The sequence below is a fragment of the Hyphomonas sp. genome (assembly GCF_041398465.1).
Classification (GTDB): domain Bacteria; phylum Pseudomonadota; class Alphaproteobacteria; order Caulobacterales; family Hyphomonadaceae; genus Hyphomonas.
Window position 1 is genome coordinate 543418 of sequence record NZ_JAWKUS010000002.1, and the last position, 12858, is coordinate 556275.

General features: G+C 59.8%; 11 protein-coding genes. 8 read left to right on the forward strand and 3 right to left on the reverse strand.

Features of this window, described 5'->3' with window-relative positions:
* The first annotated feature begins 137 nt into the window (after positions 1–137).
* Positions 138–812 (forward strand): TetR/AcrR family transcriptional regulator, encoded by a 675-nt coding sequence (locus R3C98_RS09160; protein ID WP_371313805.1) that lies wholly within the window; start codon positions 138–140, stop codon positions 810–812.
* Positions 813–833: 21 nt separating this feature from the next.
* Here the strand turns inward: R3C98_RS09160 and putP are convergent, their stop codons facing one another.
* Together putP and R3C98_RS09170 are read right to left on the reverse strand one after the other, a co-directional pair.
* Entirely contained in the window at positions 834–2336 is a 1503-nt protein-coding gene (gene putP / locus R3C98_RS09165; RefSeq protein ID WP_371313806.1) for a sodium/proline symporter PutP, read from the reverse strand.
* Positions 2337–2493: 157 nt separating this feature from the next.
* Entirely contained in the window at positions 2494–3201 is a 708-nt protein-coding gene (locus R3C98_RS09170) for a pyrroline-5-carboxylate reductase family protein (RefSeq protein ID WP_371313807.1), read from the reverse strand.
* 320 nt (positions 3202–3521) lie between these two features.
* Here R3C98_RS09170 and proB point away from each other — a divergent pair, with 320 nt between their 5' ends.
* Positions 3522–4685, forward strand: coding sequence for a glutamate 5-kinase (proB, locus tag R3C98_RS09175; protein ID WP_371313808.1), 1164 nt, complete (start codon positions 3522–3524; stop codon positions 4683–4685).
* Here proB and R3C98_RS09180 read toward each other — a convergent pair.
* Positions 4682–5161: a MarR family winged helix-turn-helix transcriptional regulator gene (locus R3C98_RS09180; protein WP_371314030.1), complete on the reverse strand. Its 480-nt coding sequence runs from the start codon at positions 5159–5161 to the stop codon at positions 4682–4684. The genes proB and R3C98_RS09180 overlap by 4 nt on opposite strands.
* Before the next feature lie 155 nt (positions 5162–5316).
* Here R3C98_RS09180 and R3C98_RS09185 point away from each other — a divergent pair, with 155 nt between their 5' ends.
* The 6 genes from R3C98_RS09185 to R3C98_RS09210 all read left to right on the forward strand — a co-directional run bounded on the left by R3C98_RS09185 (position 5317) and on the right by R3C98_RS09210 (position 12807).
* Entirely contained in the window at positions 5317–5991 is a 675-nt protein-coding gene (locus R3C98_RS09185) for a response regulator (RefSeq protein ID WP_371313809.1), read from the forward strand.
* Positions 5988–6992 carry a sensor histidine kinase gene (locus R3C98_RS09190; RefSeq protein ID WP_371313810.1) on the forward strand — a complete coding sequence of 335 codons (1005 nt, stop codon included), beginning with the start codon at positions 5988–5990 and terminating at the stop codon, positions 6990–6992. The genes R3C98_RS09185 and R3C98_RS09190 overlap by 4 nt, the downstream gene beginning before the upstream one ends.
* 130 nt (positions 6993–7122) lie before the next feature.
* A complete protein-coding gene (locus R3C98_RS09195) occupies positions 7123–8178 on the forward strand; it encodes an efflux RND transporter periplasmic adaptor subunit (protein WP_371313811.1) in 1056 nt (351 codons plus the stop codon).
* Between the two features lie 5 nt (positions 8179–8183).
* Entirely contained in the window at positions 8184–11294 is a 3111-nt protein-coding gene (locus R3C98_RS09200; RefSeq protein WP_371313812.1) for an efflux RND transporter permease subunit, read from the forward strand.
* On the forward strand, positions 11270–11581 hold the full coding sequence (locus R3C98_RS09205; protein WP_371313813.1) for a DUF3240 family protein: 312 nt from the start codon (positions 11270–11272) through the stop codon (positions 11579–11581). The genes R3C98_RS09200 and R3C98_RS09205 overlap by 25 nt, the downstream gene beginning before the upstream one ends.
* Entirely contained in the window at positions 11578–12807 is a 1230-nt protein-coding gene (locus R3C98_RS09210) for a TolC family protein (protein ID WP_371313814.1), read from the forward strand. The genes R3C98_RS09205 and R3C98_RS09210 overlap by 4 nt, the downstream gene beginning before the upstream one ends.
* The last annotated feature ends 51 nt before the right edge of the window (positions 12808–12858 follow it).

Here is a 12858-nt window from a genome sequence, read left to right on the forward strand (position 1 = left end):
CGGATGGCGTAGACTTGTCGCTTCGCCTGGGCTTATCTGTCATGGAAATGTAGCAATTCCTCCCTCACGTTCTGCGCGAACGAGGGCGAGCAAGGGTCTGAGGATAAATGATGCCTGAAGCGGGTCAGGAGTCAGGTTTGACCAATCAAGCGCCATCGGACGGCTCTCCTCAGGCGCCGGCCGCTGTTGAGCTGGAAACCAAGGTTTCCCCCTCGCAGGATCGAGCGCGAAACACGTTCGAAACCATCCTTGCTGTCACAGGCGACCTGCTCTCAGAGGTCGGCTTCGAGCGCCTCTCAACTAACATGGTCTGCAAGCGCGCGGGCCTAACGCCTCCTGCACTCTATCGGTACTTCCCGAACAAGTACGCCATTCTTCATGAACTTGGCCGGCGCCTCATGGAAGCACAGGACCAGGCTGTCTTCGACTGGCTGCGCAAGGGCGGTATTGATGCGAAGTCTTTCCAAGCTTCCGCCGACAGCATTCTCCGTATCCAGAAACGCGTGAACGAAATCACGAAATTATTTCCTGGCGGCGCATGGGTTGTCCGAGTGATGCGCGTCATACCGGTTCTTAAAGAAGTCCGTCTGGAATCCCGGGATCTCGTAAGCGCTGAAATCCTTGCAGCCCTGCGCAAGAACCTGCCGGACATTCCGGAAGACCGCCTGGAAATGGCGACCAAACTGACAATGGAGCTGATGTTTTCAGCAACAGAAATGGCGCTTGAAAACCCGGAACGGGAAGACGAGATCACGCAGGAAGTCAGCTTCCTTGTCGCAAGCTATCACGCGCGCCTGCGAAACGGCGCCTGAGCGCCGTTTCGATTCACCCGCTTACTTTTTGCCGTCTTCCATCGCTTTCTCCATTTCGCTGAAACGGTGCGAGACATGAGGCAACACATCCCGGCCGACAATGCTGACCAGGATTGCGGCAGCGCCTCCGAACACAAAGCCGGGTACGATCTCGTAGATAGTCTCCGAGAGGGATTTTCCGTCGATCTCGACAGGCGCGTACAACCAGAACAGTACCGTCACGGCGCCAACGATCATACCGGCCAGCGCGCCATCGCGGGTAAGGCCCCGCCAGTAAAGGCTGAGAAGGATGATCGGCCCGAATGCAGCGCCGAAGCCCGCCCAGGCATTACCGACAAGCGACAGGATGTTGCTGGAGCGGTCAAACGCCAGAGCAATCGCAACGAGCGAAACGACGAGGACCGATATCCGGCCAACGGCGACCAATTCCTTCTGGCTCGCGTCCTTGCGCAGGAAGGTCTTGTAGAAGTCCTCTGTCAGGGAACTCGAAGACACGAGCAACTGAGACGAAATCGTGCTCATGATCGCCGCCAGAATCGCCGCCAGGAGGAACCCGGCTACCAGCGGATGGAACAGAATTTGGGACAAGATAATGAAGATCGTTTCCGGATCATCGACAGGCATTCCATGAGCATATGTATAAGCATACCCGGCGATACCGGTCAGCACGGCCCCGACCACTGTGACGACCATCCAGCTCATCCCGATGTAACGCGCAGTCGCAATATCCTTGAGGGAGCGTATCGCCATGAATCGAACGATGATGTGGGGCTGACCGAAATAGCCGAGCCCCCAAGCGAGCAATGAGATCACTCCCATCACGGTCATGCCCTTCGGCCACATGCCGAAATAGCCAGGATCAACAGACGCTGCAGCGGAAGCCCAGTCGCCCTCATTCTTCAGGACGATGAAAGAGACGATTGGAACGAGAATCAGCGCCACAAACATGATGCAGCCCTGAACAAAGTCAGTAAGGCTGACGGCCAGAAACCCGCCGAACAGCGTATAGGCCACCACAACGCCGGCCGTCAGGAACAGGCCCACGCGATAATCGAGACCAAACGAGGCCTCGAACAGCTTGCCGCCGGCAACAACGCCTGCAGATGTATACAGTGTAAAGAAGATGACAATCACAACCGACGACAGAACGCGCAGAGCGCGCGACTTGTCATGAAAGCGCTTCTCGAAGAAATCCGGAATTGTGATCGCGTCATCCGCGAGTTCTGTATAAACGCGCAGACGAGGCGCAACGAACAGGTAGTTCAGATAAGCACCAATCACGAGCCCAACGGCGATCCAGGCGGCACTGAATCCCGACACGAAAACCGCCCCCGGCAACCCCATGAGCATCCAGCCACTCATGTCGGATGCTCCTGCGGAGAGGGCGCCAACGGCAGGGTGTAATTGACGCCCGCCAAGCATATATTCGGAGACGTCACTGGTGGACTTCCGGTATGCGTAAAGGCCGATGGCCAACATCAGGATAAAATAAATCGCAAGAGAGATCAGAGCTTCGTAGTTCATAGGCTCACTTTTTCAGGTGTTCGTATTTGACTTGCGCCGACCGGGCTGACGAGTTCGACGCGATGACAGCACTTTCAAAGCGGGAGCGCAGTCAGGAGGACCACGCAGGCTCAATTTTTGGCGTCATTGCCACCCCCCCTGACGAAAAGCTCCAAGTTTATCGCAACTCAACAGTGCGGTTGTAAGCGGCTTGCGTCGTGGCAAGCAACAGTTTGGAGAGTTCGCCATTCCCGTTCAGTTCTTTTAGCCCGGCTTCGGTCGCACCAGCCTTGCTGGTAACAGCGTTCCTCAAATCAGCCAGATCATCTTTTGACTGGCTCGCCATCTCTACCGTTCCGGCTATCGTGTCCAGCACGAGCTTTCGGGATTGAGTGTCGTCAAAGCCCAACTCTTTCGCAGCTTCCATGAATGCGCGAGCAATCTCGAAGACAAATCCGGGCCCACTTCCCGCAATCGCGGTGAACCTGTCTAGGCCATCCTCCTGCTCGACTTCCACGACAGAGCCGGCTGCACGCATCATCGTCCGAGCCCGCTCTTTGACCTCGTCCGGAGCCTTGTCATTGAACAGCAACCCACTCACGCCCTTACCAATGCTCGCAGGCATGTTCGGCATGACACGAATAACCGACCGGGCACCGACGATCGATTCGAGCCGTTCACAGGAAACGCCTGCAGCAATTGAAAGTGCGGGCGCATCTTCCCGAACATGGGCCAGGTAATCCGGAATGACGTCAGCGATCATCTGCGGCTTTACGGCGATAATCAGAAGATCAAATGGGCCGCCTTCAATGTCTGCTGCCGACTTGAACATCCGCACACGCGAATCCGGAAACGTCGCAACCGGATCGACAACCGAGTAAGTCATACCCGGAACATCCACCCAACGGGACAGCAATGACGCGCCCATATTTCCACAACCAACCATCAATACGTGCATGGGTCCTCCGAATCTCATTGCCCCGCACATAGGCTGATCTTACTTTGAATTCAAATTTTCTACTGCGGTTTCCTTTTGTTTCCCGCCTGCTGACGGAACAAATAGGGACAACAGACTGTTAATTTAGGGAGATCTTCGGAGCCTTCACCACGAAATGGACCTCCAGACTGTTACTTTGTGCTCTAATCGAGTTGCGATCCACTCCAACGCAGCCTAGGTCGTAGCCCGAGGAACCAAGGGAGCCCTGTGTGCCTAAATCTAAGCGTATCGTCATCAAGATCGGATCGAGCCTGCTCGCCAATGAGGAATTGCTGACGCCCCGGTGGGCGTTCATCCAGCAATTGCTCAACGATGTGAAAACGTTGCGTGATGAAGGATATGAAGTCGTTATATGCTCGTCAGGCGCCGTAGCTCTTGGACTGAGCACGATTGGCGAGACACCCGAAACGGCAGGTTTGCGGGACAAGCAGGCAGCGGCCGCATGTGGCATGCCCATCCTGCTGAACGCCTACAAGCAGGTCGCCCATGAATACAGCTTCGACATCGCGCAGGTGCTGATCACGCTGAAAGACCTTGAAGACCGGCGCCGTTTCCTCAACACCAAGAACACAGTGCACAGGCTTATCCAGGCCGGTATCACTCCGATCGTCAACGAAAACGACTCCATAACCACCGAGGAAATCCGCGTGGGCGACAATGACCGGCTCGCCGCGAAGGTTGCACAGATGGTTCAGGCCGAAACGCTCGTCATTCTGACATGCGTGGACGGCCTTTACGACCGCAACCCGGAAGAGCCGGGCGCGCAGCTGGTCGAAACGGTGAACGACGTGAACGAGTTTCTGGAAGTCACAAAGGGCGTCAGCAATCTTGGCAGCGGTGGTATGCTGACGAAGATGCAGGCAGCCAACATGGCCCAGAATTCTGGCTGCACCACGATTATCGGGAACGGCGAAGCCGAACATCCGGTCACTTCCCTGCTCGACGGGTCCCGTAAACACACGAAGTGCATTGCGCACGACAAACCAGCAACTGACTGGACGACGTGGCTTACAGATCGCCTTCAGATGGCTGGCAGCATTGTCGTTTCGGACACGGCAGTTGATGCGCTTTGCCGTGGGGAGCGCGGACTACTGCGTCAGGACATTCAATCAATTCAGGGCGCATTCGTCCGGGGTGACGTGCTTCACATATATGATGAAGCAGGCAATGAACGTGCCCGCGGGTTGTCGAATTTTACTGCGGAAGAAACGCTCATTCTCGCGCGCAACAAGGAAATTCCCACCAAGCAATTGCTTGGTTTTCAAACGAACGCGACCATTGTCAGCCGCGACAACATCGTTGTTCTCGATAACCGGCACATCCAGTGGGATACCCCACCGGAAAACGAACTGGAGCAAATCGAGGATCGCTAGGTATCGGCCTCGCTGATATCACCGACTTCCAGAATGGGCGCGGCATCAAGATTGTCCGCATTCATCATGAATGCAACTTTCTGCATGCTGGAAACCAGCTGTGATTTTTCCCAATCGGCCAACCCCTCGAAAGTTTCCAGAAAACCTTCCTGAAGCAATTCCGGAGCATTTATCAGGCGGCGCTTGCCTTCTTCAGTAATCACGACCTCAAGGCTCCTCCGGTCGTGCTGGTTGCGTTCTCGCACAACCAGTCCTGCGCGCACCAGTCTGTCAACTATGGAGGTGATTGTTGCCTGAGACAAATGAACCTGCCGCGCGATGTCACTGGGTTTGGCGCGCTTGTCCCCCGCCACGCTCTGGAGAACCAGGAGCTGCGGCGCCGTCAGCCCGGTATCCTTCGCCAGCTTCTTGGAGTGCATATCAATGGCGCGAGTGATCTTCCGAAGCGCGATCAGCAGGTCATGGTATTGGCTCATGGCTTCATGCAATAGCCCGCTCGCGGCGCTTGTCCAGATCGTGGTGCCATACTCTGCTTTTGAGTATCTTATGCGTCAATTGACTGATGTATCCGGTCAGGACGTTGTCAGCTTTTGCTGATAGAATTCTCCGAAACCTTGGACTCCGGACCCGCATGCGGACACTGATCATCGAAGACAATCGCGAACTGGCGAACCTCTTGGCCGAACGCCTTGGCGCGCGCGGAATCGACAGCGACATCGCCGGTGGCATCGCCGAAGCAGACGATCACATGGCGGTCGGGACATTTGACGTGATCATGCTGGATCTCGGCCTGCCGGACGGTGACGGGATCGACTGGCTGCGAGGCCTGCCCGCTGACCGCCCGCCGGTTCTGATCCTGTCCGCCCGCAGCACACTGGACGATCGGGTGACCGGTCTGGACACCGGGGCAGACGATTATCTGGTGAAGCCCGCCGAAGTCGAAGAGATCGCCGCCCGCCTGCGCGCCCTGATCCGGAGGCCCGGCAAGCGCGATCCGGTTGTCCTGACGGTTGGCGACGTAACCTTCGATACAACCAGCCGACAGGCGGAACTTGCTGGCCGGCCGCTCGCCATTGGGCGCAAGGAAGCTGACTTCCTTGAAATCCTGTTGCGGAATGCGGGCAAGGTCGTACCGCGCGAGCGAATTGAAGGCGCCCTTTACAGCGCCGCAGATCCGGTCACGCCGAACGCGCTCGAAGCTGTCGCATCCCGTCTGCGCCGGAGACTGTCCGAAGCAGGCGAGGACGACATCCTCCACACGGTGCGTGGAGTGGGTTACCTGTTTGGGAACCGGAGGACATCATGAATTCCATCGCCGGCAGACTGCTTCGCGGCCTCCTGATTTCAAGCCTTGTCGGAGGTGTCGTGCTTACCGTTATGGTGATCTACGAATACGGACTGCTCAGCCCGAATCCGCCTCCACTCTGGCGAACCATCCGGGAAATCACCGAACACGTGCTCGTGCCCTTCGGGGTGTTCCTGCTCCTGTTCGGATTCGGCGCACTGCTGGTCGTTCGCCGGGTTGAGCGCCAGCTCAAAGCCATCGCCGGAGATGTAAGAGAAGCCGCGCAGGAGCTCCGAAGCTACCAGATGCCACCCGATGCGCTGCCAAGCGAGCTCACCCCGTTCACCGAAGCGGTGAATGAACTCACCAGCCGGCTTGCAGCCCATGCGCGGCGGCAAGAGGCTTTTGCCGCCGACGCGGCCCATGAGCTGAAAACACCTCTCTCCATCCTTGCGCTTTCCCTGGACAAACTGCCCGCAGAAGACGCCGCGCCATTGCGAGCCCAAATTCACGCGCTTTCCGATATGGTCGACCAGTTGCTCCTGCTCGCGCGCAGCAATGCGCCGGATACCGCACAGCGCCGGAACCTGATTGAGCCAGATGTGCTGGCGCGCCGCGTCGTCGCGGAACTCGCGCCTGCCGCAATCCAGGCAGGCCGGGAGCTGTCGGTCGAAACCGATCTTCCCGCACCCTTTCGCGGGCTGGAAGAAGCAGTGGCAGCCTCGCTTCGGACCCTGATCGTCAATGCCCTGCGCGCCGCGCCAGAAGGCAGCGAAGTCATCGTCCGGGCAGGCCCCGGCGCAAACCTTGCCGTCATTGATGGCGGACACGGCCTGACATCGGATGAGCTCGAAAGACTCAAAGCGCGCGGCATCCGTGCAGACCGGGCACCCGGCGGCGAAGCGGGTCTCGGTTTGGCAATCGCGGACCGGATCGCAGACTCCCATGGCGGTGAGCTTGTCACCTGCCTGCCCGAAGTATCCGGTCTCGCGCTTCGCTTCCCCGCTGCCCGCCCTGCCTGAAAATTCAGCACTCAGGCGCCTGCATTCGCGCATGCCGCCCATGCAGATGCGCGATTTACCGTCAGGATAACGTCAGTCAGGGCTGTCAGAACGCCGTCATGGACAGAAACCACGACACGGCGAGAAGACGATGGTGAATTGGGTATTGCGCACCGCGCTGGCGGTAACCTCCCTGGCAATATTGGCTGAACCGGCACTTTCACAGACGGTTGAAGTCTCTGCCGCCAGCCGGAAGGCACTCGGCATTTCGACCGAGATGGTTCGCACCGAAAGCGCCATCGAGGGCACACGGACTTTCGGGACGGTCATTGCGCCACCGGGAAACTCTTCCCCCGTCGCCAGCCCGTTCGAAGCGGTTCTGCTGGAGCCTCTGGTTATTCCTGGCATGCAGGTGAAAGCCGGAGACCCGGTCGCCCTGCTCTACAGCCCCGAATACGAAACGGCCCGCGCGGAACTGGAATCCGAGCGCATCATGGCAGAGCATATGGATCACCTGCTCGAGCGCGTTACCGAACTTCGCGAGCTTGGCCTGCGCTCAGCCCAGGAAGCGGATGAAGCAGAGCATGACGCGAAGACCGCGCACCTGAACCTCGCTGCCTCCCAGCGCCGCCTCAATGCCGTTCGCGGCACAGGAGAAGCCGGCCGCTTCAAGCTCGTTGCCCCTGCCACCGGCACCGTCGCCAACGTGTCAGTAGGCGCAGGAGAAGCTGTTGGCATGTCCGAACCGTTTCTCTCGATCTTTGACGGAAAGCGCTACTGGCTGGACGTCGCCGTGCCCGAACGCGCGGCGAACAATTTCTCCCTCGGCTCAAGCGTTTCCCTTTCGGGGGCCGCCGATAAAGGCACTGTGGTCGCGATCGACCCGACAGTCGATGCCCGCCTGCAATCTGTCCGGATAAAGATCGAACTGCCAGCCTCGACTCCCTGGCGCCTCGGCCAGTTGGTCAACCTTTCACTCGATTCAGCCGGGCAGGAAGACAACCTCATTGTCCCGGCCCGCGCCATTGTCCGTATCAACGGCACTGACTGCGTCTTCGTTGACACCGGCGACGGATTCCGCCGCATGGAAGTCCGCGTGGTGACGCGCAGCCGCGAAGACGCGGTGCTGAGTGGCGGCGTCTCCCCCGGAGACCAGGTTGCCGTCTCCGGCCTTGCCGCGCTCAAGAACCTCGCCGAAGGAGTCTGAGGACCGTGCTGGATCGCCTTGTCTCCTTTTCGCTGACCCAGCGGATCTTTATCCTGGGTGCAGCGCTCCTGCTGGCGGTGTCGGGCCTTTACGCCTCCGCCAAACTGCCAATCGACGCTTTCCCCGAGATTGCCCCCACTCAGGTCAAGATCATCCTCAAGGCGCCAGGCATGACGCCGGAAGAGGTCGAATCCCGCGTGGTCCGGCCACTGGAAATGGAACTGCTCGGCATTCCCGATCAGACGATCATGCGCGCCAAGGCGAAGTATGCGATCGCTGACATCACGATCGACTTCAAGGAAGGCACTGACATCTACTGGGCGCGCCAGCAGGTCTCCGAACGCCTGACCGCGGTCAGCGGCGATTTCCCCGAGACGGTTTCCGGCGGACTCGCGCCGATTTCCACCGCCTTGTCGGAAGTCTTCATGTTCACAATCGAGAGTGACAGTCTCTCGCTGGAAGAGCGCCGCTCCCTGCTCGACTGGGTGATCCGCCCGGCCCTGCGCACTCTGCCGGGTGTTGCGGATGTCAATGCCCTAGGCGGCCGGGTACGGACATTCACCATCGCTCCTGATGAAGCGGTGATGGCGATGGCCGGCATCAGCCTCGACGATATCCGCACCGCACTTGAGAACAACAACCGGAATGATGGCGCGGGCCGGATGTCCGAAGGCGAAGAGGCGCTTGTCGTTCGCTCCATCGGCGCAACCGAGAACGAGAACGACATCGGCGCGCTGGTCGTCCGCGAAACGGATGGCCAGGTCCTTCGCCTGCGCGACATCGCCACCGTTCAGCTTGGAAGCCTCACCCGCTATGGCTCCGTCACCCGGGACGGCACGGGTGAAGCCGTTGAGGGCATCGTTGTCGCTCTCAGGGGCGCGGATGCCCGGATAGTCGTCAAAGGCGTGGAAGACAAACTGACCGAATTGGAAAGCAGCCTTCCGGAAGGCGTGAAGATTGAAGTCTTCTACAATCGCTCTGACCTCATTGAAAAAGCGGTTTGGACGGTGACTGAAGCCCTGCTCATCGCCGTCGTCCTGGTGATCGTACTTCTCGTCGTTTTCCTTGGGGATCTTCGCGCCGCTTTCGTTGTGACGTTGATCCTGCCAGCATCGGCTCTGGCCACCTTCCTGCTGATGAAACTGTTCGGTCTGTCGGCGAACCTGATGAGCCTCGGCGGCTTGGCCATCGCCATCGGTATGATCGTCGATGGGGCCATTGTGGTGACGGAAAATGCAGTGGAACGGCTTCACGAAAATCCGAAGTCCAGCAAGCTGCACGTAATCTACCGTGCGGCCTCCGAGGTCGCCCTGCCGACCGCTTCGGGCATTTTCATCATCTGTCTTGTGTTCGTTCCACTGCTCACGCTTCAGGGACTGGAAGGCAAGCTGTTTGCACCTGTGGCTCTGGCGATCGTGTTTGCCTTGGGCTCGGCCTTGTTGCTGGCCTGCACGCTGATCCCTGTGCTCGCATCATATCTCCTGAAGTCTTCGGGCACTCATGAAACCTTCCTGATGCGTATACTGACACCCGCCTATCGCAGCCTGTTGAACCGCGTGCTCAATACGCCCGTGATCGTTTATGCGGTTGCGGCGATCAGTGTCGTGTTTGCCGCCCTCGCCTACTCTGCGACCGGCAAGACTTTCATGCCGACGATGAACGAAGGCTCGGTCGTGATGCAGCTTGCTGCCCTGCCCTCCATCAACCTCAACCAGAGTGAGGCCGACGCCATGCGCGCACAGGCCGCCATCCTGGAAAAGGTTCCGGAAGTCAAGCACATCGTCGGCCGGATTGGTTCTGACGAGCTCGGCCTTGACCCGATGGGCCTGAATGAAGCCGACATGTTCCTCGAACTTGCGCCGCGCGAAGAATGGCGGGGCCCGGATACGGAATGGCTCGTGGGCGAAGTCCGCAATGTCATGGACGATTTTGTCGGCATCGAATCCTCTTTCACCCAGCCGATTGAAATGCGTGTCTCCGAAATGCTGACCGGTTCCCGGGGTGACCTGGCCGTGAAGATCTTCGGCCCGGACTCCAATGAACTGGCCGACCTGGCCGGCCGGGTCGAACAGGCAATCTCGACCGTTCCCGGCGCATCGGACGTGTTCACCGCGTCCAATGACGTCTCCGAATACCTGCAGGTGGATATCGACCCGATCCAGGCTGGGCGCCTCGGCCTCGACGTTATCACCATCCAGGACGAACTCCGCTCGCGGCTGGAAGGCGTGATGGCCGGTGAAGTGATTGAACCGGGCCGCCGGACGCCGATCATCATCCGCAATGACCAATCGGCAGGCAGCGCGGCGCATGACTTCGGGAACCTGCTGATCGTGAACGCCGCTGGCGAGATGGTACGGCTCTCCGACGTGGCCACGGTCTCACGAGTTGCAGGACTTGCCTCCGTCGCGCGTGAAAATGGTTCCCGGTACGCGGTGGTACAGGCCTTTGTCTCTGGCCGCGACCTGGTTGGCTTCGTGGCCGATGCGCAGGCTGCTGTGGACGCGATGGGTCCGCTGCCGGCCGGATATACGCTTGAGTTCGGAGGGGAGTTCGAGAACCAGCGCCGGGCCTCGGCCCGCTTGTCCCTGATGGTGCCGCTGTCTCTGGGCCTGATCTTTGTCGTCCTGTTTGGCACGCTGAGATCCATGCGACAGGCGCTGTTGATCCTGTTGAATATCCCCTTCGCACTGGTTGGCGGGATCATCGCGCTCAGCCTTTCGGGCGAGTACCTTTCAGTTCCGGCATCTGTGGGCTTCATCGCCCTGCTCGGCATCGCCGTGCTGAACGGGCTGGTTCTGGTCACCTGCTTCAACGACCTTCGCGCACTCGGTCTCGATACGGAGCAGGCCGTTCGTCAGGGCGCTGAGCGCCGGCTTCGCCCCGTCCTCATGACCGCCGCCGCTGCCGCCCTTGGCCTTGTCCCGCTCCTGTTCGCCCATGGCCCGGGATCGGAACTCCAGCGTCCGCTGGCGATCGTCGTGGTCGGCGGGCTCGTCTCATCCACCATTCTGACACTGTTCCTTCTGCCGGTGCTCTACCGCCGCTTCGGTGTCGACCGCACGCCTTCGGGTGTGCCGCAAGGAGAGGTCAAATGGATTCGCCCCTACGCAAACTGACGCTCGTCTGCCCCAGAAGCATCGAGCCCACCCTGCTCGACACGCTAGACGGACTGGACCCGCCGCTGCCCGGCTATACCAGCCACGACGGCCTCGGCCGCGGCAGCTCCATGGACCTCGCCTCCACCGCAGAGAAGGTGAAAGGCGCGATGAAGATCTTCACTGTGCAGATGGTCCTGCCGGAGAATGTCATACCAATGGTTCTGGAAGCCGTTCGCCAGGCCTGCCCGCGCCGCCAGATCTCTTACTGGATCGAACCCATACTCGATTTTGGACGCCTCCAATGAAACTTCCTCTTATTGCCGCTGCCCTCGCCGGCACGCTTTTCCTCGCCCAGCCCGCCGCCGGGCAAACCGATCCGGTTGTGGACCTGATGGAACAGGCGATCCGCACAAGTCCGGCATACCAATCCGCAAGAGCGGATGTAGACCGGGCGAATGCCTCCGCCAATCGCATCGCCTCCGGACCGTATGAGTTCGAGGTCAATGCCAGCGGCGGCCAGCGGAAGATCGACGATCCGCTCGCCTCCGAAAGCCGGTACACGGAATGGTCTGCCGGGATTTCCCGCACCGTTCGCCTGCCGGGCAAACGGCAGGTGGACTCCAGTCTGGCGCAGCTGGAGATCGACCTTGCCGGAACCGGGCTCGACCAGTCCCTGTTTGCCGAGCGCGAAATGTTCGCGGCGCTGTGGAGCGCATGGCGCCGGTCCGATCTCCTGTCGGAATCCTCCGCTTCCCAGGCCGCGGAAGCACAGCGGATTGCCGAGCTGCAGCAGATCGCCGTCGACAAAGGCGCAGAACGCCAGATCCGGGCAGATCAACTGGCCGCCGAAGCAGGCTTGCTGCAGCTGCAGGCCGAACAGGACAGCACAGCGGCGAAGGTTGCCCGCGCTGCGCTTGTGGCGCGGTACCCGGATCTCGTTTTTCCAGAGCGGACGACGTCGCTGGATGTTTCGGGTGACATGATCGATCCGCTGTTTGAATCTGATATCGAGACTATGCCGGCTTATCGCCGCGCGGGCCTTGTTGCCGAACAGGCCCGGCTGAAGGCCCAGCGGGCGCGGATGGAGAAGCGTCCGGATCCCACCTTCGGTCTCGATTTCGGCAACGAGTTCGGCGGCGCCGAAACCAGCGTCATGGCGCGGGTCAGCATTCCCATTGGCGGCTCGGCCCGGCGTGCCTATGCGCAGGAAATGTCCGCCAGCGCCACCGTTGCGGAACTCGACCGGGTGACCGCCCAGCGCGAGGCCTTCCAGGCGGTGCAGTCTGCCCGGCAGTCCCTTGGCGCTTCGATGACGCTTTATGAGAAGTCCCTCGAAACGGCTGAGTCTTCCCGGAAGATCCTGGAAACGATCCAGAAGGGCTATGAGTATGGCGAGATCACGATCACCGAATTCCTGAACGGCCGCCGCGCTTACATATCGGCGGAACGGATGGTGGCGGAACAACGTGCCCGGCTGGAAAGCGATGTGCTTCATCTACTGGCGCTCACAGGTGGTCCGGAGACGGAGTAAGCGTATCCGCCAGCACATTCGCCCGGAAGCGCGGGGCGCGTTCCGGCAAAA